Origin of the sequence: Craurococcus roseus (assembly GCF_039523795.1) — a bacterium.
Taxonomy (GTDB): domain Bacteria; phylum Pseudomonadota; class Alphaproteobacteria; order Acetobacterales; family Acetobacteraceae; genus Craurococcus; species Craurococcus roseus.
This window is the reverse complement of record NZ_BAAAFZ010000120.1, coordinates 1-19,460: the sequence shown is the minus strand read 5'-3', so window position 1 is coordinate 19,460 and position 19,460 is coordinate 1. Positions and strand designations below refer to the sequence as shown.

The 19,460-nt window shown below is 72.4% G+C and carries 19 protein-coding genes; 13 read left to right on the top strand and 6 right to left on the bottom strand.

Features of this window, described 5'->3' with window-relative positions:
* Position 1 precedes the first annotated feature (1 nt).
* Entirely contained in the window at positions 2-1,291 is a 1,290-nt protein-coding gene (locus ABD067_RS25575; RefSeq protein WP_343898257.1) for a ferredoxin:protochlorophyllide reductase (ATP-dependent) subunit N, read from the bottom strand.
* Positions 1,288-1,866, bottom strand: coding sequence for a 2-vinyl bacteriochlorophyllide hydratase (gene bchF / locus ABD067_RS25570; RefSeq protein ID WP_343898256.1), 579 nt, complete (start codon positions 1,864-1,866; stop codon positions 1,288-1,290). The genes ABD067_RS25575 and bchF overlap by 4 nt, the downstream gene beginning before the upstream one ends.
* A 248-nt stretch (positions 1,867-2,114) precedes the next feature.
* On the opposite strand from bchF, the gene ABD067_RS25565 reads away from it, so the two are divergent.
* From ABD067_RS25565 to hemC, 6 genes are all read left to right on the top strand, one after another.
* Positions 2,115-3,101, top strand: a complete 987-nt coding sequence (locus tag ABD067_RS25565; protein WP_343898255.1) for a cobalamin B12-binding domain-containing protein — start codon at positions 2,115-2,117, stop codon at positions 3,099-3,101.
* Positions 3,102-3,167: 66 nt separating this feature from the next.
* Positions 3,168-4,634, top strand: coding sequence for a transcriptional regulator PpsR (ppsR, locus tag ABD067_RS25560; protein ID WP_343898254.1), 1,467 nt, complete (start codon positions 3,168-3,170; stop codon positions 4,632-4,634).
* Positions 4,635-4,640: 6 nt separating this feature from the next.
* Complete coding sequence (gene chlG, locus ABD067_RS25555) at positions 4,641-5,570, top strand: chlorophyll synthase ChlG (RefSeq protein ID WP_343898253.1); 930 nt, start codon at positions 4,641-4,643, stop codon at positions 5,568-5,570.
* A gap of 7 nt (positions 5,571-5,577) precedes the next feature.
* Positions 5,578-6,933 (top strand): BCD family MFS transporter, encoded by a 1,356-nt coding sequence (locus tag ABD067_RS25550; RefSeq protein ID WP_343898252.1) that lies wholly within the window; start codon positions 5,578-5,580, stop codon positions 6,931-6,933.
* Positions 6,934-6,950: 17 nt separating this feature from the next.
* Positions 6,951-8,225: a geranylgeranyl diphosphate reductase gene (locus tag ABD067_RS25545; RefSeq protein ID WP_343898251.1), complete on the top strand. Its 1,275-nt coding sequence runs from the start codon at positions 6,951-6,953 to the stop codon at positions 8,223-8,225.
* Positions 8,225-9,238, top strand: coding sequence for a hydroxymethylbilane synthase (gene hemC, locus ABD067_RS25540; RefSeq protein WP_343898250.1), 1,014 nt, complete (start codon positions 8,225-8,227; stop codon positions 9,236-9,238). The genes ABD067_RS25545 and hemC overlap by 1 nt, the downstream gene beginning before the upstream one ends.
* A 25-nt stretch (positions 9,239-9,263) precedes the next feature.
* On the opposite strand, the gene ABD067_RS25535 is transcribed toward hemC, so the two are convergent.
* A complete protein-coding gene (locus ABD067_RS25535) occupies positions 9,264-9,533 on the bottom strand; it encodes a hypothetical protein (protein ID WP_343898249.1) in 270 nt (89 codons plus the stop codon).
* 28 nt (positions 9,534-9,561) lie between these two features.
* Positions 9,562-10,026 carry a TspO/MBR family protein gene (locus ABD067_RS25530; RefSeq protein WP_343898248.1) on the bottom strand — a complete coding sequence of 155 codons (465 nt, stop codon included), beginning with the start codon at positions 10,024-10,026 and terminating at the stop codon, positions 9,562-9,564.
* 362 nt (positions 10,027-10,388) lie between these two features.
* Here ABD067_RS25530 and ABD067_RS25525 point away from each other — a divergent pair, with 362 nt between their 5' ends.
* From ABD067_RS25525 to ABD067_RS25510, 4 genes are all read left to right on the top strand, one after another.
* The gene (locus ABD067_RS25525) at positions 10,389-10,859 is read left to right on the top strand and encodes a c-type cytochrome (RefSeq protein WP_343898247.1); all 471 of its coding nucleotides are present in this window, start codon (positions 10,389-10,391) and stop codon (positions 10,857-10,859) included.
* A gap of 520 nt (positions 10,860-11,379) precedes the next feature.
* A protein-coding gene (locus tag ABD067_RS25520; RefSeq protein ID WP_343898275.1) for an IS5 family transposase occupies positions 11,380-12,146 on the top strand; the annotation gives its coding sequence in 2 pieces (ribosomal slippage) (positions 11,380-11,692 and positions 11,692-12,146; 768 coding nt in all).
* Positions 12,147-12,285: 139 nt separating this feature from the next.
* A complete protein-coding gene (locus tag ABD067_RS25515) occupies positions 12,286-12,675 on the top strand; it encodes a c-type cytochrome (RefSeq protein WP_343898246.1) in 390 nt (129 codons plus the stop codon).
* Positions 12,676-12,801: 126 nt separating this feature from the next.
* Entirely contained in the window at positions 12,802-13,317 is a 516-nt protein-coding gene (locus ABD067_RS25510; RefSeq protein WP_343898245.1) for a pyridoxamine 5'-phosphate oxidase family protein, read from the top strand.
* A gap of 46 nt (positions 13,318-13,363) precedes the next feature.
* Here the strand turns inward: ABD067_RS25510 and ABD067_RS25505 are convergent, their stop codons facing one another.
* Positions 13,364-13,978, bottom strand: a complete 615-nt coding sequence (locus ABD067_RS25505) for an ABC transporter substrate-binding protein (RefSeq protein ID WP_343898244.1) — start codon at positions 13,976-13,978, stop codon at positions 13,364-13,366.
* A gap of 235 nt (positions 13,979-14,213) precedes the next feature.
* On the opposite strand from ABD067_RS25505, the gene hpnA reads away from it, so the two are divergent.
* The 3 genes from hpnA to shc all read left to right on the top strand — a co-directional run bounded on the left by hpnA (position 14,214) and on the right by shc (position 18,588).
* The gene (gene hpnA, locus ABD067_RS25500; RefSeq protein WP_343898243.1) at positions 14,214-15,221 is read left to right on the top strand and encodes a hopanoid-associated sugar epimerase; all 1,008 of its coding nucleotides are present in this window, start codon (positions 14,214-14,216) and stop codon (positions 15,219-15,221) included.
* Entirely contained in the window at positions 15,218-16,408 is a 1,191-nt protein-coding gene (locus ABD067_RS25495; RefSeq protein ID WP_343898242.1) for a glycosyltransferase, read from the top strand. Before hpnA ends, ABD067_RS25495 begins: the two co-directional genes overlap by 4 nt.
* 125 nt (positions 16,409-16,533) lie before the next feature.
* Positions 16,534-18,588: a squalene--hopene cyclase gene (shc, locus tag ABD067_RS25490; RefSeq protein ID WP_343898274.1), complete on the top strand. Its 2,055-nt coding sequence runs from the start codon at positions 16,534-16,536 to the stop codon at positions 18,586-18,588.
* 61 nt (positions 18,589-18,649) lie between these two features.
* On the opposite strand, the gene ABD067_RS25485 is transcribed toward shc, so the two are convergent.
* Positions 18,650-19,345 (bottom strand): hypothetical protein, encoded by a 696-nt coding sequence (locus ABD067_RS25485; protein WP_343898241.1) that lies wholly within the window; start codon positions 19,343-19,345, stop codon positions 18,650-18,652.
* Between the last annotated feature and the right edge of the window lie 115 nt (positions 19,346-19,460).

The following is a 19,460-nucleotide window of genomic DNA, read 5'->3' as shown; positions in this document are numbered from 1 at the left end:
GCTAGACCCGCAGCCTGCCGCGCCGGTCGAGCGGGCGCGTGAACAGCGCGGCGAGGTCGCCCGCCTGCTCGTAGCCCTGCACCGGCGTGAAGACGAGTTCGATGGACCACTTCGTGGCGATGCCTTCCGCCTCCAATGGGTTCGCCAAGCCGAGGCCGCACACCACCAAGTCGGGCTTCGCCGCGCGGCAGCGGTCGAGCTGACGGTCCACGTGCTGGCCTTCGCTGAGCGGCGTGCCCGGGGGCAGCAGGTCCAGCTCTTCGGCGAGGTGCTGGCGGTGCAGGTAGGGGGTGCCGACCTCGACCGGCTGCATCCCCAGCTCCCGCGACAGGAAGCGCGCCATGGGCACTTCGAGCTGCGAGTCGGGGAACAGGAACACCCGCCGGCCTTCCAGCGCGGGGCGGTGGCGCGCCACCGAATCGCGCGCGCGCTTCTCGCCGGCCGCCGTGGCCTCGCGGAAGCGCGCCGCGGACACGCCCCAGGCGTCGGCGGCGGCGCGCAGCCAGAGCGTGGTGCCCTCGGCGCCGAGGGGGAACGGCGCCGCGACCCGCCGCGCGCCCCGCTCTTCCAGGACGCGCGCCGTTTCGGCGAGGAAGGGCTGCGCGAGCAGGAAATCCGTGCGCGGCCCGACCGGCGGCAGCCCGGCCGCGCACCGGGGCGGCAGGAAGCTTACGTGGCCGATGCCGAGCGCGGCGAACAGCCGCCGCATCTGGTCCTCCACGGCCTCCGCCAGCGCGCCGACCACCAGGAGCGAGCGCGGCGCGCCCGGCGCTTCCTCCGCCAGTTCCGGCACCAGCGAGGCGAGGCAGGCGTCCTCGCCCTGGGTGAAGGTCGTCTCGATGCCGCTGCCGGAGTAGTGCAGCACGCGCACGCCGGAGGCCGCCGCGCGGTCCAGCCGCTTCGCCGCTCGCGCCAGGTCGAGCTTGATGACCTCGGACGGGCAGGAGCCGACGAGGAACAGCAGCTTGATGTCCGGGCGCCGCTCCAGCAGCCGCGCGACCACACGGTCCAACTCGTCGTTCGCGTCCGCCATGCCCGCCAGGTCGCGCTCGTCGATGATCGCGGTGGCGAAGCGCGGCTCGGCGAAGATCATCACCCCCGCCGCCGATTGCAGCAGGTGCGCGCAGGTGCGCGAGCCGACCACGAGGAAGAAGGCGTCGCGCATCTTGCGGTGCAGCCACACGATGCCGGTCAGGCCGCAGAACACCTCGCGCTGCCCGCGCTCGCGCAGCACCGCCGGCCGCCCGGCGGCCGGCGCGGCGCGTACCGGGGCGGCGGTGCTCGCGCTCACGCCGCGAGGCCCGGCCCGACCGCGGCGCGGTGCGACCCGGCGCCTTCGAGCCGCGCCGCCCGCAACTTGATCAGGAACTGCCCGGCGTTCACCACGTAGGCGGCGTAAGCGGCGAGCGCGAGCAGCATCTGCGCCGCGGCGTCGCCGACCCCGAGCGCCAGCACGACGAGGTAGGCCGTGTGCAGGGCGAGGACGAGGATGCTGAACACGTCCTCCCAGAAGAAGCTCGGCGCGAACAGCCAGCGGCCGAACACCTCCTTCTCCCAGATCGAGCCCGTGACCATGATCGTGTAGAGCACGAGCGTCTTGGCGACGACGGACGCGGCGGCGATGCCGAAGCCCTCGCCGGTGGCGAGGAAGCGCAGCACGAAGCCGAGGCTCAGCAGGAAGACCGCGAATTGGAAGGGCGCGAGCACGCCTTGCACCAGCGTCCACGGCGAAGCGTCGCGCCGGCGGCGCTCCTCCGCCGTGTAGAGGACCGGCCGGCGCACCGGCACCCGCCGCCCGGTGGCAGCGCCCCAAGGGCAACAGTCCACGACATCTATGAAACGGTTCAGGAGGGCGCGTGTAAGCATCGCTTGACAAACCCCTTCCGCAAAATGTCGGTTATGTGAGCGGCCCAGCCGGGTCACGGCCTCAAAACCAAGAAGTAGCTCACACGACCTCATCTTTTCGTTGGAGGAGAGGGCCATCGAGTCGCCCTCCGTCCAACCGCCGTCGGAAAGCTACGGGGCCGTCGCAACACGTGTCAAGCTAGATTGACGTAAATCAGGTTTGACACTCGGGGGAGAAACGGGCAATGAAGGGCACACGGGAAACACCGATGCTCGCACCGTCGACGGAAATCCTGGATTGCATCCCTTCGGCGGCGCGAGGCTGGGCGAGCCCGCACGCGCCCCGCAGCGGCGCCCTCCGCCCCGATGACAGCCCCGAACGCTTGGCATCGCCGCCCGGCGAACCCGCCCCGGCCGGCGCCGAGCACGCCGCCCCGCCCCCGCGCGGCCCCGCGATGGGCGCCTCCGCGAGGGCCGCGCGCCGGGCCGCGCGGTTGGTGCGCATGATCGAGGTCGAGGTGGTTCCCCGGCTCGTGCTCGCCGGCCGGGCCGCCGGGCGCGATTCCGCGCCGGAGCCGGTCGCGGCGGCGCCGGGGCCCGAGGACGTCGTCGCGCTGGTCGGCCTCGTCATCGGGGCCGACGCGGCGGCGCCCCTCGCCTATGTCGAAGACTTGCGCTTGCGCGGCGTCACCCTGGAACGGCTCTACCTGGACCTGTTCGCGGTGACGGCGCAGCGCCTCGGCCAGCTCTGGACGGAGGATCTGTGCTCCTTCGCCGACGTCACCGTCGGCCTCGCGCGGCTCCAGGGCTTGGTGCGGGAATACAGCCCGGCCTTCATGCCTTCCGTGGAGGCGCACGACCCGCGCCGCTCCGCGCTGCTGATCCCGGTCCCCGGCGAGCAGCACACCTTCGGCCTCGTCATGGTGGCCGAGTTCTTCTTGCGCGCGGGCTGGGAGGTCCGGTCCGAGCCGATGATGTCCAACGACGAGGTCCGGAGCGCCGTCCGCAACCGCTGGTTCGCCATCGCCGGCATCTCGATCGGCAACAACGACCGGCTCGACGGCGTGGCCGCGCTCATCCGCTTGGTCCGGCGCGAGTCGTGCAACCGCGGCATCGGCGTGATGGTCGGCGGCCGGGTCTTCGCCGAGAATCCGGAGCTCGCCGGCCTCGTCGGCGCCGACGCCACCGCGACCGACGGCAGGCAAGCGGCGTTGCAGGCGGAAACGCTGCTGGCTTTGTTGAGCCTGCGCAATTGATCCCGCCACGCGGGGGGAGGATAAAGAAATAAGACGGCACCCGCCCCCAGAAGGACCATAGCGCCTGTGCATGCATTCAGGGCCCCCGAAACCTCGCTCGGCGAGCTCGACGCCGAAGCGACCGCATCGCTGATCGCCGCCGCGGCGGACATCGCATTGGTGGTGGATGGCGCCGGCGTGATCCGGGACTACGCGGTCAACAGCGAGGAGCTGTCGCGCGAGTTGGGCGGCGGCGACTGGTTCGGGCGCCCGTGGCTGGATACGGTGACGGAGGAGAGCCGCCCGAAGGTGGAGGCCCTGATCCGCGACGCGGCCGCGCGCGCCGCGCCGCGCTGGCGCCACATCAACCAGTTGGCGGTGCCTGGCGGCGCTTCGGTGCCGATCCTCTTCTCCGCCGTCCGGCTCGGCAAGGCGGACCGCGCGGTCGCCTTCGGGCGGGACCTGCGCGGGATCTCCGCGCTGCAGCAGCGCCTGATGGACGCGCAGCGGTCGGTGGAGCGGGACTACGCGCGCCTCCGGCAGGCGGAAACGCGCTACCGCCTGCTCTTCCAGATGTCGCCCGAGCCGGTGCTCGTGCTCGACGCCGCCGGTTTCAAGGTGCAGGAAGTGAACCCCGCGGCCGCGCGGCTCTTCGGGAAGGACGCGCGGCGCGCCATCGGCCGGCCTTTCGCGGAGGCCTTCGACGCGGGAAGCCAAGCGGCCGTGGAAAGCCTGATGTCCGGCGTGCGCGCCGCCGGCCGCGCGGACGATGTGCGCGCGCGCCTGTTGTCGGACGAGCGGCCCGAGGTGGTCGTTTCAGCCTCCCTGTTCCGCCAGGACGACGTCGTTTCCGTGCTCGTCCGCTTGTCGCCGGTGCCGGTGGCGCGGCCCGGCGAGCCCATCGCCTTGCCGAAGACGAAAACCAAGCTCCTCAAGCTCGTTGAGGGCGTGCCGGACGGGTTCGTCGTCACCGGACAGGACGGGCGCGTGCTGTCCGCCAACGCCGCCTTCCTCGAAATGGCGCAGATCGCCGTGGAGGAGCAGGCGGTGGGCGAGTCGCTGGAGCGTTGGTTCGCCCCGCCCGGCGTCGAGCTCGACGTGCTGATGGGCAGCCTGCGACAGCGCGGCGCCGTCCGCCTCTTCGCCGCCACGCTCCAGGGCGAGTACGGCGCGGCCACCGAGGTCGAGATTTCCGCCGTCACGGTGATGAACGGCGGCCAGCCCTGCTTCGGCTTCGCCATCCGCGACGTCGGCATGCGCCTGCCCCGACCCGCGAGGGGCGACGCGCACGCCGGGGGCGGCCGGACGCCGCTGCGCTCCGTCGAGCAGATCACCGAACTGATCGGGCGCGTGCCGCTCAAGGACCTCGTGCGGGAAGCCACCGACGTCATCGAGCGCCTCTGCATCGAAGCGGCGCTCGACCTCACCAGCGACAACCGCGCGTCCGCGGCCGAGATGCTGGGCCTCAGCCGGCAGAGCCTCTACGTGAAGCTCCGCCGCTACGGCCTGGGCGACCTCGGTGCGGAAGACGGCGGCAACGGGCCGGCGGAGTAGCGCGGGGTGCCGTCCGATCCGGCCGTCGGGTCCGCCCGGCCGCTCGCTTCCGCGCCGGCGCCGTTCGCGGTGCTGGAGCTGTTGAAGCCGGTCACTTGGTTCCCGCCGGTCTGGGCCTTCGGCTGCGGCGTCGTCTCCTCCGGCGCGCCGCTGTCCGAACGATGGCCGCTGGCGCTCGCCGGCCTGCTGCTCGCCGGGCCGATGGTCTGCGGCATGAGCCAAGCGGTGAACGACTGGTTCGACCGGCACGTGGACGCGGTCAACGAGCCCGGACGGCCCATCCCGTCCGGCCGCATCCCCGGCCGCTGGGGCCTTTGGATCGCGCTCGGCTGGACGGCCCTGTCGCTGCTGCTCGGCCTTTCGCTCGGGCCCTGGGCCGCGGGCGCCACCGCCGTCGGCGTGGCGCTCGCCTGGGCCTACAGCGCCCCGCCGCTGCGGTTGAAGCGGAACGGCTGGTGGGGCAACACGGCCGTCGCCGCCTGTTACGAGGGCCTGCCCTGGATCACCGGCGCCGCCGTGATGGCCGGGGCCGCGCCGGACGGGCGCGTGCTGCTGGTCGCCGCGCTCTACAGCGCCGGCGCGCACGGCATCATGACGCTGAACGATTTCAAGTCGGTCGAGGGCGACCGGCGCTTCGGCATCGGCTCCCTCCCCGTCCGGCTCGGCCCGGAGCGCGCGGCCCGCGCCGCCTGCGCCGCCATGGCCGCTCCGCAGGCGGCGGTCGTGGCGCTGCTGCTGGGTTGGGGCGCCGCGTGGCAGGCCGTCGCGGTGCTGCTGCTGCTGCTGGCGCAGCTCGCGCTCATGGCGAGGCTGCTGCGCAACCCCCGCGCCTTGGCGCCCTGGTACAACGCCACCGGCGTCTTGCTATATGTGCTCGGGATGCTCGTCTGCGCCTTCGCGTTGCGGCCCGGTGCCGCCGCCGGGATCGGGGGCTAGGCGGGCGGTGCGCGACGACCCGCCCCCGCTCGGCTGGCTCGGCATCCTGCGCCTCGGCTTGGTGCAAACGGCGCTCGGCGCCGTCGTGGTGCTCACCACCTCCGCCATCAACCGCGTGATGGTCGTCGAGCTGGCCCTGGCGGCGACCGTGCCCGGCCTGCTCGTCGGCCTGCACTACGCGATGCAGGTCGTGCGCCCGCGCATGGGCCACGGCTCGGACGTGGGCGGCCGCCGGACGCCGTGGATCATCGGCGGCGCGGCGGCGTTGGCGCTCGGCGGCATCGGTGCGGCGGCCTCCGTGGCGACGATGGAGGCCGCGGGGCTCGTCCCCGGCCTCGCGGTGGCGGTGGCGGCGTTCCTGCTGATCGGCGCCGGGGTGGCCTCCGCCGGCACCCCGCTGCTGGCGCTGCTGGCCTCGCGGGTCGCGCCGGAGCGGCGCGCCGCCGCCGCGTCCATCGTGTGGATCATGATGATCGCCGGCTTCGTCGTCACCACCGCGGTCGCGGGGCGCCTGCTGGACCCCTACTCGCCCGCCCGCCTCCTGGCGATCTCGGCCGGCGTGTGCGGCCTCGCCTTCCTGCTGGCGTCCGTCGCGGTGTGGGGCGTGGAGCCTCCGCGCCGCCCCGAGTCCGCGAAGCCTACCGCCGCCGCCGCCCAGCCGGAGAAGCCGGCCTTTCGCGACGCGCTCCGGCAGGTCTGGGCGGAGCCGGACGCGCGCCGGTTCGCGGTGTTCGTGTTCGTGTCCATGCTGGCCTACAGCGCGCAGGACCTGATCGTCGAACCCTTCGGCGGCGCGGTGTTCGGGCTGTCGCTCGGGGAAACCACGCGCCTGGCGTCCGTGCAGCACGCCGGCGTGTTGCTGGGCATGGTCGCCGTGGCGCTCGCGGGGAGCATGCGCGCCTCCGATCGCGGCGCGCGGCTGCGGCGCCTCACCGTCGGCGGCTGCGTCGGCGCGGCGGTCGCGGTGCTAGGCCTCGCGGCCCTCGGCCTCGCATCGGAAACGCGGCCCCTCTTCGCCGCCTGCTTCGCGGTGGGCCTGGGCGACGGCGTGTTCGCCGCCGGTGCCATCGCGTCGATGATGCACCTCGCGGGCCGCGACGGCCAGGAGCGGTCCGGCCTCCGCATGGGCGTCTGGGGCGCCGCGCAGGCGATCGCCTTCGGGCTGGGCGGCCTGGCGGGGACGGCGGCGGTGGACGCGGCGCGGTTCGCGTTCGGCGCGCCCCTCGCCACGGCCTACGCGCTGGTGTTCGCGGCCGACGCGCTGCTGTTCCTGTGGGCCGCCGCCTTGGCGGTCAGGGTCGGCCGGCCCGGCATGGCGCAGGCGCGCGGCGCATCCGCCCACCTGGGGGCGAGACTGGCTTGATGGGGAGGCAAACGGCCATGGCGGGCGACGACCGGGACACGCTCTTCGACGCGGCGGTGGTGGGCGGCGGCCCGGCCGGCGCGACCGCGGCCACCGACCTAGCGCGCCACGGGCGCGCCGTGGCGCTGCTCGACCGCGCCGGCCGCATCAAGCCCTGCGGCGGCGCGATCCCGCCGAAGCTCGTCCAAGACTTCGCCATCCCGGAATCGCTGCTTGTCGCCCGCGTCGCCGGCGCCCGCATCGTCTCGCCTTCGGCCCGCAGCGTGGACATGCCGATCGACGGCGGCTTCGTCGGCATGGTGGACCGCGACGTGTTCGACGAATGGCTGCGGGAGCGCGCGGCAGGGGCCGGCGCGGTGAGGCGCGAAGGGACCTTCGAGCGCCTGGACCACGAAGCGGACGGCACCGTCACCGTCCACTACCGCCCGCGCGGCGCGGCGAAGGACGTGGAGCCGGCCCGCCTGCGCGCCCGTGCGGTGATCGGCGCCGACGGCGCCACCTCGCGCGTCGCCCGCCAGTGCGTGCCCGGCGCCGAGGACATCCCGCACGTCTTCGCCTACCACGAGATCGTCCGTTCACCGCGAGGCGCGGCGGTCGGCGCCTACGACCCCACGCGCTGCGACGTGTATTACGACGGCACGCTCTCGCCCGACTTCTACGCCTGGATCTTCCCGCACGGCGACACCGCCAGCGTCGGAACCGGCTCCATGCAGAAGGGCTTCGGCCTGCGCGGCGCGGTGGGCGCTTTGCGGGACATCGCCGGGCTCGACGGCGCCGAGACGATCCGCCGTGAGGGCGCGCCGATCCCGCTGCACCCGCTCAAGCGCTGGGACGACGGCCGGGGCGTGGTGCTGGCGGGAGACGCCGCCGGCGTGGTCGCGCCGGCCTCCGGCGAGGGCATCTACTACGCCATGCTCGGCGGCCGGATGGCGGCGGACGCGGCCCACGAGTTCCTCGCCACCGGCGACGCCCGCGCGCTGGCGAAGGCGCGCAAGCGCTTCATGCGCCTGCACGGCCCGGTGTTCTGGATGCTCGGCATGATGCAGAACCACTGGTACCGCGACGACGCCCGGCGCGAGCGCTTCGTCTCCATCTGCCGCGACAAGGACGTCCAGGACCTCACCTGGGACGCCTACATGAACAAGGAACTCGTGAAGGCGCGCCCCCTCGCCCACGCGCGCATCTTCTTCAAAAACGTCGCGCACCTCACCGGCTTGGTGTCGCCCTGGCACGGCGCGGCCGCGCCGCCGACCTCGCGCGCCCCTGCCCTGGCGCAAGGCCGGGCCGCCTGATGGAAGCGGTCCTCGACGGCGCCGCGGGGACGCGGCCGACCCGCGAGCACGCCGACCGGCCGCTGCCGCTCCGCATCGGCACCCGCGCCTCGCCGCTCGCCCTGGTGCAGACCCGCCTGTTCCTCGGCTTGGTGAGCCAAGCCTGCCCCGTGCTCCGCGTCCTCAAGGCCTTCGAGGAGCGACCGATGAGCACGGCGGGCGACCGCATCCAGGACCGGCCGCTGGCCGATATCGGCGGCAAGGGCCTGTTCGCCAAGGAGATCCACGAGGCGTTGCTGGACGGCCGCATCGACTTTGCCGTCCACAGCCTCAAGGATCTGGAGACGGAGTTGCCCCGCGGCGTGGCGCTGGCCTGCGTCATGCGCCGGGAGGATTCGCGCGACGCGCTGGTGCTCGGCCCGGACTGCGGCGCGCCGGATGACGCCGACCCCGGCGACCCCTGGGGCCGCCTGCCACGCGGCGCGCTGATCGGCTCCGCTTCCGTTCGCCGGCAGGCGCAAATCCTGCACGCGCGGCCCGACCTGCGGGTGGAGACGATCCGCGGCAACGTGCAGACCCGGATCGGCAAGGTGCGGGCCGGAACGGTGTGCGCCTCCTTCCTCGCCCTCGCCGGCCTCCGGCGTCTCGGCCTGGAGGCCGAGGCGGGGATGGTGCTGGACCCAAACATCATGGTCCCGGCGGCCGGGCAAGGCATCGTCGGCGTCACCTGCCGCAAGGAGGACACGGAACTGCTGGAACTCCTCCACGTCATCGAAGACGCGGAAGCGCGCCCCGTCGCCACTGCCGAGCGCGCCCTGCTCGGCAGCCTCGACGGTTCCTGCCGGACGCCCATCGGCGCCCACGCGCGGCTGTTGCCGGATGGCACGCTGCGGCTCACCGGCTTGGTGGCCCGCCCGGACGGGAGTTTCCTGCTCCGCCGCACCGTCGCCGGCAGCGCGAGGGATGCGTCCCGCCTGGGGCGCGAACTGGGCGAGGAACTGCGGCGCGACTCCCCGGCCGACATCCTCGCCTGACGCCGTGGACGCTTGCCGGCTCACCCTACCGACGGCGCCAGCGCAGCGCGAGGTCCACAGCGTGCGCAGCACCCGCGCCCGCCAGTGGGGCCGCCACCCATGCCCAGGACGCCCCGACCAGCGCCGCGCGCAGGGCGAGGAGCAGGCAAGCTCCCGCCGCCAGGAAGGCCAGCGCCTCGCCGATCGGCACGCCGCGGCCGTGGCGGCGGCGGTACCAGACGAGCACCGCGGCTTCGGCCGCCAACAGCGCCAAGACCAGGTCCACGACCAGCCCGGACGCGAAGGCCCCGCTCACCGCGCCCCACCGCCGCGACCGGGCGCCGTCACGGGCCTGAGAAGGGCTCGTTGAGCCGCACCACCGACCAGTTAAGCACCCCCGCGAAGCCGACCCAGATTAGGTAGGGCACGAGCAGCCAACCCGCCACACGGTCGCGCCGGCCGGACAACACGATGAGCAGCGCTATGGAAAGCCACAACGACACGACCTCCACCAGCGCCCAGTCCGGCCGTTTCACGGTGAAGAAGAGCACGCTCCACAGGATGTTCAGGAGGGCGTTCAGCGCGTAGGCCGAAAGGAGCCGGCCGCGCGCCGCCGCGTCCGGCGCTCTCGCCCAAGCTCGGACACCCGCCAAGGCCGTGAGGCCGAAGATCAGCGTCCAGGCCGGTCCGAACAGCCAGTCGGGCGGCTGCCACGCCGGCTTCTGGAGCGATTGGTACCACGGCCCGATGTCGGTCGCGGCCCCGCCCAGCACGGCCACGAGCAGCGCCGCGCCGGCCGCCGCGAGCACGGGCTTCCAACCGCCGCGCCTCCGCAGACTCGTCGCCGTCACCGCGACGGCCCGGCCGAAGAGCGCGGACGACCGAAGCCACGACATGCCGAAAGCGGCGGAAACCTCATCAACCCTCCCCCCTTCCCATCCTGTCTGAACAACGCCGCAGAGGCCGCACGGCCCTGGGCCGGCGAACATGGGGCGCCTCGACACCGGCGTCATGGAAGCGGGTTCCGGGAAGTCGCGCCTTCTAACTATTACGGTAATGACAAAATCGTGTTTACAACTTTCGATTGATATAGTAACTCGTTCGCGAGATAACGCCGACGTGGCCGCGGACGCCGCGCCCACCTGCCATCGGCCGGATAGGGGATTGCTGTATGCGGCACGTTTTGGCTTTCAGCGCCTTCCTGACCTTCGCTTCGGCCGCTGGCGCTTTCGCCCAACAAACCGACGGGCAGCCGGCGGCGCCCGGACAGATGGCGGCCGTTACGACACCAGAAAGCTCGGCGCCCTCCGACGCGGCGGCGGAACTGACGCCGGTGCAGAAGACCTTCGCCCAGTGCCAAGCGTGCCACACCTTCGAAAAGGGCGCAAAGACGCTGATTGGGCCGAACCTGCACGGCGTCTTCGGCCGGCGCGCGGCGTCGATCGAGGGCTACCGCTACTCGGTCAACATGAAGCAGCTCGGCGAGACGGGCCACGTCTGGTCGGAGGACACGCTGCGTCCCTACCTGACCAATCCGCGGGCCATCGTGCCCAAAACCGCCATGCGGTTTCCGGGCATCCCGAACGAACAGGTGCTTAATGAATTCCTTCCGTTCCTGAAGGAAGTCACCAGCGCGCCCTGACGGCCGCCGTCAACTTTCCAGTCCAAACGTGGGGTCCGCTACGCCGAAGGGCCGCCGACAAGCGTTCGGGGCAAAGGTCACCGCCTTGCGGGCCGGTGGCCTGCCCGCTGGCAATTGAATGATGGAAGCGTCCTCGGCCAGCAGCCAAGCCGTATATCCTGCCTTCGCTTGGCGTCGCCCGAACGGCGCGGAGCGTACGCACAAGCGCATCCTCGCGGCACAGCCACTCTGCCCGGCCTTCGATCCGGGGCGATAGCGCAGTGCGGCGCGCCAGGCACCCGGTGCCGCCTGCACCGCGGCCGCGAGACCGCCCCGCCACTCCCACCCGACCCACCGGCCGCCGAAAAGTGCGGCCCTCGCCGTTGCTCGGCCAGGGAACCATGACCACGCCCGCGTCCTAATGGAACCGGCGCCGTTCGCGCTGGCTCCGCGTTTCCCGCGTCCGCTTTAGGGCCCGTTAGCGCCTGAACGCTGGGGCGTTGCTGGCGTTGAGCCGCCTTTCTGGGGGGCGGCTTTGGGTCTGACGGACGAGGAGTGGGCGGTGCTGGAGCCGCTGGTGGAGGCGTGCCGCCCTCGCGCCAAGGTGCCGCCGAGCAACCTGCGGCGGACGACCTCGGCCATCTTCTGGCGGCACCAGAACGGGGCGAAATGGCGCGCCCTGCCCGAGGAGTTCGGGCCGTGGTGGATGGCGGCCCAGACCTTCATCCGCTGGTCGCGCCTTGGCGTCTGGGAGCGGCTGCTGGCGATGGCGCAGTCGCGCGGTGTCGAACTCGGCATGGCTTTCCTCGACGGCACCTCGATCCGCGCCCACCGGAAGGCAGCAGGGGCGGCGGTAAAAACCCCGCTCCGGCGCAACGGGGCGCGGGTGAGGCGCCTGGCCGCTCTCGTGGCGGCTATGGCACCAAGGCCTGCGTGATCGCCGGCAGCGACGGACGGGCCGTCGCCTTCGCCCTCGCGCCGGGCCAGGCGCACGAACTGCCTCACGCCGTGCCGTTGCTCGCGCGCCTGCCCGGCGTGCCGGTCTGGGTCGTCGCCGACCGTGGCTACAGCAGCCATGCATTCCGGCAGCACGTATGGGACCTCGGTGCGCGACCTGCGATCCCGACCCGCCGCGACGAGGCGCCCGTGGCCTGCCCGGCGCCGATCTACAACAACCGCAACCGCGTCGAGCGCCTCTGGGCGAGGCCGAAGGAGCGGCGAGCCGTCGCCACCCGCTACGAGAAGACCGCCGCTTCCTTCCTCGGCGTCCTCTGCCTCGCCGCCACCGCCGATTGGCTCAGGCGCTAACGGGCCCTAGGCATCTTGCGGAAAACACCCACCTAGCCGCGGACCGATCGAGCCTCGGACCTATCGGCACACATGCGGGAGCCCCAGCGGTCGTGGGCCTGCATCAGTCCATCTTCGGCCGCACGGGAGAGATTTCGGCATGCGTAATTTTTTGGCACTTGGCACCTTCCTGGCTGTTGCCCCGATCGCCGCCGCCCAAGCCCAATCCGGGGACGCGGAAGCAGGCAGGCGCGTGTTCAACCAGTGCTCGGCGTGCCACACCATCAACCAAGGCGGACCGAACCGGGTCGGCCCCAACCTGCACGGCGTCATCGGGCGCAAAGCCGGCTCGGTCGACGGATTCCGCTATTCCGCCAACCTGAAGCAACTCGGCGAAAACGGGCACGTCTGGAACGAGGAAACGCTGCGCCCGTATCTCACCAACCCAAAGTCGGTCGCTCCGCAAGGCATCATGGCATTCCCGGGCCTCCGCAACGAGCAGCAGCTCAACGACGTGATCGCCTACGTCAAGCAGGCGAGCGGTGGCTGACGCGCGGCCGGGCATAGCCCGCGCCATGCGGCCCGGCGCGCGACGAAGGCGCGCCCCGGGCCGCCTGCAACCGGGGCAGTGGGCCGCCGTTCTGGCGCCGAGCCCCAGCAACGGATAGGAAGCACCATGGTAGAGACCCGCACCGACGCCGCCGCCCAGCAAAAGGTATGGGAACTGATCCGCGACATCGAGATCGCCATGATGGTGACGATGGACGAGGAAGGCCGGTTCCGCGGCCGCCCCATGCGCGCGGTGAAGCAGGAGTTCGACGGCGTCCTCTGGTTCTTCACCAAGGCCGACAGCCCCAAGGTCGAGGAAGCCAAGGGCGACGAGCGTACGTTGCTGGCCTACTCCGACCCGCACAAGCAGAACTACGTCTCCATCGGCGGCCACGCCGAGGTGGTGCGCGACGCCGCCAAGCAGAAGGAGCTCTGGAGCGAGCCGCTCCGCGTGTGGTTCCCGGGCGGTCCGGAGTCGCCGGAGGTCGCGCTGATGAAGGTGACGGTGGACGGCGCCGAATACTGGGACAGCCCCTCCTCCACCTTCGTGCACGCCTACGGGTACATAAAGGCGGTCACGACCGGCAAGCCGCCGGCCGCCGGTGAAAACGACAAGGTGTCCTTCACCAAGGCCGCGAGCTGACGACGCGCCCCGCTGGGACGGCCTTGGCGGTCCCGCCCGGGGGCCATCAGCCGCCCAGCAGCGTGCCGGTGCGCCGACGCAACTCCGCGACCAGCCGCTCGGCGCCGCCATCGCGCAGCAAGGCGGTGAACTCGGCGCGGCGGCTGGCCAGCTCGCTGATCGTCCCGCTCAGGTAGATGTCCACCACGCGCCAACGGCTCTCGCCGCCGCGCAGAAGGTAGTTGAGCTGCACGGGTGTGTCGTTCGGCCGCACGAGTTGCGTCCGCACCATCCGGTCGCCGGTTTTGAGGGCGCTTTCGCCCTCGGTTGTGAAGCTCTCGCCGGCGTAGCCGTCGAAGCGGTTCGCGTAGGTAGCGACCACCCAATCTGAAAAAGCCGACACCAGCGCTTGCCGCTCGCCTTCGGGCAGGCCCGTCCAGGGCGGGCCGACCGCGATCCGCGTCATCGCGGGCAGGTCGAAAGCCGCTTGCATGGCCGGCCGCAGCCGGCGTTCGCGCCCGCGCGGGCCAAGGGCGCGGGCGTTGCGCATCGTGTCCAGCAACGCGGCGTGAAATCCCTCTACGACCGCCGCCGACGTCGCCGGCTGCTGGGCGGAGGCGGGGGGAATGGCGAAGTGGACGGCGGCCGCGGCGAAGGCCGCGCGCCGGCTGAAGCGTGGCATGGCGCCTGATTAGCCCGCGATCGCCGTGGGTGTGAACACCCAAGGTGTGAACCGCCGCACCGACGAGACGCGGACCCCTCCCCGGCTGACCGCAGCCGGCCTGTGACGGGTCCAAGGCAAGGGCCGCCCCGGCGGAAACCGTCCTCGGCGACGCGGGCGCTGGACGGGGCGCCGTCCAACGCGGCACCATCGGCGCCCTCCGATACCACCCGCACGCCCTCCCTTCCGGACTCCCATGGACGACACCCCACCGCACCCGCGCGTCCTGCTCACAGGCGCCACCGGCTTCCTCGGCTCCGCCATCGCACGCGCCCTGCACGACGCCGGGCACGAGGTCCGGGCCTTCGTCCGCCCTTCGGCGCCCCGCGTGCTGCTGGAAGGCCTCCCCGTTTCCTACGCCGCCGGCGACCTGACCGACGCCGCGTCCGTCGGCCGCGCCGTCCGAGGCTGCGACGCGGTGATCCACTGCGCCGCCGATTACCGCATCTGGGTGCCCGACCCCGAGGCGATGCGGGCCGTGAACGTGGAGGGCACGCGGGCGGTGATGCGCGCCGCCCTCGCCGAAGACTGCCCGCGCGTGGTCCACGTGTCCTCCGTGGCCACGCTGAAGCCGCGCTCCGACGGCCTGCCCGCCACCGAAGCCGACGCGGCGTCGCCGGAAGAGGCGATCGGCCCGTACAAGCAGAGCAAGACGGAAGCCGAGCGGCTGGTCGAGGGCATGGCGGCGAAGTCCGGCCTGCGGGCGGTGATCGTCAACCCGTCCACGCCGGTCGGCCCGCGCGACATCCGCCCCACGCCCACCGGCAGGGTCATCCTGGAAGCCGCCCGCGGCAAGATGCCGGGCTACGTGGACACCGGGCTCAACATCGTCCATGTGGACGACGTCGCGCGGAGCTGCGTGGCGGCCTTGACGCGGGGCGAGGTCGGCGAGCGCCACATCCTCGGCGGCTACGACGTGCCCCTCGGCGAGTTGCTCGGCCACATCGCCGAGTTGCAGAACCGCCCCGCGCCCAAGCTGCTGTCGCGCGGCCCGCTGTGGCCGGCGGCGGTGGCGTCCGAGCTGTGGGCCAAGGCGACCGGGCGCGAGCCGATGCTGACGCGCGACGGCCTCCGCATGGCCGGCGAGCACATGTATTTCTCCTGGGCCAAGGCGGAACGCGTCCTCGGCCACCGCGCCCGGCCGTGGCGGGACGCCGTGGCCGACGCCCTGGCTTGGTACCGCGCCCGCGGCCGGCTCGCGTGACCCTATTCGCCATCGCCCTCGCAACCCTCGCCGCCTGGGCGGTGCTGCTGCTCAGACGCGGCTTCTTCTGGCTGGCCCGCGACGACGACCGCGACGCGCCCGCGCTGCCGGAACCGGACGCCTGGCCGGCGGTCGCCGTGATCGTACCAGCGCGGGACGAGGCGGCGACGATAGCGGAAGCGGTGCGGAGCGTGCTGTCGCAGGACTACCTCGGCCCGCTGCGCCTCGTCGTGGTGGACGACCGCTCGACCGACGGCACCGCCGGGATCGCCCGCGCCGCGGCGTCCGGCGATCCCCGGCTGGCCGTGCTCGCGGGTGGCCCGCGCCCGCCCGGCTGGACCGGCAAGCTCTGGGCGCTCCACCAGGGGTCGGAAGCCCTGCGCCACGATCCTGCGCCGTTTCTGCTGCTGACCGACGCCGACATCCGCCACCGGCCTGATTCGGTCCGACGGCTGGTGCAGCGCGCCCTCGTCGGCAGGCCGGCCCTGGCTTCGCTCATGGTGCGGCTGCGCTGCGAAAGCCCGGCCGAACGCTGGCTCATCCCGGCCTTCGTCTTCTTCTTCGGGATGCTCTTCCCGTTCCGTTGGGTGCGCGACCCGTCCGCGCGCACCGCCGCCGCGGCCGGCGGCTGCGTCCTACTGGACCGCGCCGCGTTCGGCGACGCGGGCGGCTTCGCCGCCATCCGCGGCGCCGTCATCGACGATTGCGCGCTGGCGCGGCTGATGAAGGCGCACGGGGGGCGGATCTGGCTCGGCCTGACGGAGCGTGCCGAGTCGCTGCGGCCCTACCCCCATGTCGGCGACATCCGGCGCATGGTCGCGCGCACGGCCTACGCCCAGCTCGGCTACTCGCCGGCGCTCCTCGCGGGTACGGTCGCGGGGCTCGCGCTGGTGTTCCTGGCGCCGCCGCTGCTGGCGCTGTTCGCGGAAGGCGCGCCGCGGCTCCTCGGCGCGGCCGCGTGGGCGGCCATGGCGCTGGCCTACGCGCCCACCTTGCGGCGCTTCGGCCTCTCGCCCCTGCGCGCCGCGGCCATGCCTGCCGCCGCTGCGGCCTACCTGCTCTTCACCGTCGACTCGGCGCTGGCGGAGCGCGGCGGCCGGGGCGGCATGTGGAAGGGAGAAGCGAATCCCGGGAGCGCGCGTCGCGAGAGCGATGCGGCCCTGAACCGGGCCACAGCGGCGGATTAAAGCCGTGCCGCCCGGACAGCCGGGGTTCGCAGCCGCAGCGAAACGTCGTATGCGGCGAAGCTCCCACCTCCGCGGCGCCGCCCCGGCCGCCGCGCTTCCAACAAGGGCCGTTCGCCGTGTCCAAGATGCAGGATCTCGCCCAGGCGAGGCTGCGCTCCGGCTTCAGCCGTGCCGCGCCGCTCGATGCCGACGCGGGCGACGCGCCGCACCGGACGTTGGACGCCGCCGTCGGCGCCGCGGCCCGGCACCTGCTCGGCGTCCAGCGTCCGGACGGGCATTGGGTGTTCGAACTGGAGGCCGACGCCACCATCCCCGCCGAATTCGTGATGCTCCGCCGTTTCTTCGGCCTGCGCGACGAGGGGCGCGAGGAGCGCATCGGCCGCTACCTGCGCCGCGCGCAGGAGCGCGAATCGAAGAACGCGAACGGCGGCTGGCCGCTGTTTCACGGCGGGCCGCTAGACGTCTCGTGCTCCGTGAAGGCCTACTTCGCGTTGAGGTTGATCGGCGACCCGGCGGACGCGCCGCACATGCTGCGCGCCCGCGATGCCATCCTCGCCGCCGGCGGAGCCGATCGCTGCAACGTCTTCACCCGCGTCGCCCTCGCGCTCTTCGGCGAGGTGCCCTGGCGCGCGGTGCCGGCGATGCCGCCCGAGCTGGTGCTGCTGCCGCGCTGGTTCCCCTTCCACCTGTCGCGCATCTCCTACTGGGCGCGCACCGTGCTGGTGCCGCTGACGGTGGTGATGGCGCACCGGCCGCGCCCGCTCGCGCCGGTGGGCGTCTCGCTGGCGGAGCTGTTCCGCACGCCACCGCACCGCATCCGCCGGTGGCCGGCCGGCGGCGCGCACGCGCGCCAGCCCTGGCGCGCGGTGTTCGCGGCGCTGGACCGGGCGCTGCAAGGCGCGCACGGGCGCTTCCCCGCCCGCCACCGCGCCCGCGCCGAGGCCGCCGCCGAGCGCTTCGTCTCCGAGCGGCTGAACGGCACCGACGGCCTGGGCGGCATCTTTCCCGCCATGGCCAACGCCGTGCTGATGTACCACTGCCTCGGCGTGCCCGATTCGGACCCGCGCGTCGCCATCGCCTGGAAGGCGCTGGAGCGGCTGGTGCAGGACCGCGGCGAGGACGAGACCTACGTCCAGCCTTGCCTCTCGCCGATCTGGGACACCGCCCTGGCCGCGCACGCGCTGCTGGAAGCCGGCGGCGCCCGCGCCGAGGCGGCGGCGCGGCGGGGCCTCGACTGGCTGCTGCCCCGCCAGGTGAACGATCTGCCGGGGGACTGGGCCGCGCTGCGCCCGGACGTCCCGCCTGGCGGCTGGGCCTTCCAGTACGCCAACCCGCACTACCCGGACGTGGACGACACGGCGGCGGTGGTACTGGCCATGGACCGTGCCCGGCGCCTGGACGGCCCCGGGGCGGGCCCTTCGGACCGCTACGACACGGCGATCGACCGCGCGACCCGCTGGGTGGTCGGGATGCAATCGCGGGGCGGCGGCTGGGGCGCCTTCGACGCCGACAACACCAACCACTACCTGAACAACATCCCTTTCGCCGACCACGGCGCCTTGCTCGACCCGCCCACCGCCGACGTGTCCGGCCGCTGCCTCGCCATGTTGGCGCAGCTCGGCCGCCCGGCGGACGGGGCGGAAACGGAGCGAGCCGTCGCCTACCTGCTGCGCGAGCAGGAGGAGAACGGCGCGTGGTACGGGCGTTGGGGCGTGAACTACGTGTACGGCACCTGGTCCGTCCTCACGGCGCTCAACGCCGCCGGCCTGCCGCCGGAGCACCCGGCGATGACGCGCGCGGCGGAGTGGCTGAAGGCGCGGCAGAACCCGGACGGCGGCTGGGGCGAGGACGGTTTCACCTATCCCCGCCGCGGCGGCACCCGCCCGGACGGCGAGCCCGCCGCTGCCGCCTCCACCGCCAGCCAGACCGCCTGGGCGCTGCTCGCGCTGATGGCCGCCGGCGCGGTGGACGACCCGTCCGTGGAGCGCGGCGCGCAGTGGCTCATGCGGCACCAGCGCCCCGATGGCGGCTGGGAGGAGGAAGACCACACCGGCACCGGCTTCCCGCGCGTGTTCTACCTCCGCTACCACGGCTACGCGCGCATCTTCCCGCTCTGGGCGCTGGCGCGGCTGCGCAACCTGCGGCGGGGGAACTCGCGGCGGGTGGCGTTCGGGTTGTGATGGCCCGCCTCCCAGTCAATCCCAACCTTGTTGAGCAACGCTATGGCGATCCTCGACTAAATCAAAGTTGGTGAGCGAGGAATTTCGAGTTTGATCCGTGCGGAACGACGCGCCAGTGGTCTCCAGCAGCACTGATTTGTCCATCTTGGTTGCAGCGCCTCACTTCAAGCACTGACGCTGAAGTATTTAATTCGAGGGGTATCCAAGGGACACCCGCCTCTGCACGAACCCAGTTCGGCCATATGGTCGTCAGCTTCTGCGGCGGCATTGGCGAGATAAGCAATATTCGGAAGTTCACCGGACACTCGGTGGCGAGACCCAAACCTTTATAGTAGTCGTGCAGCAGATTGAGGCGCACGAGCTTGCTGGCCAACTGTGCGTTGCTGAACGCCCCGTAGGCCTTTGCCTCGATTAGAAGAAGCTCTTTGCCAAACGCGACAACCAGATCAACGTCTTCCTGATTTCCTTCAACGAGGCGGCGTTCACCAAACCACGGATTAGGTTTTGCCGTGGTCAGCGCACCGTCACCTTCCACATAGACCGTTAGAGCGCCGGCCAGCCAACTGATGTGATAATCTGTCGCCCACCAAGCATCCTCAGGAACTTCGCTCATCAGGTTCAATTTTTTTGCTACTTGCTTCCGAAAAGCGCTGCTCAAGCGGAGCGGGACTTCCTTATGGCCCAGAGCAGCGCGGATCAGGAGGTTGCGCTCCTTGCGATTGATGCGCTCAAGCGCCTGAGCCAGCCGCCCTGACATGCACCCTCCAACTTTGTTGCTTCGGCAAGATCGGTCAGCTTGTCAGCCCAGCGCCTCCCGCACCGCCGCCAGCGCGTCCTCCGCCCGCGCCGCGTCCGGCCCGCCCGCCTGCGCC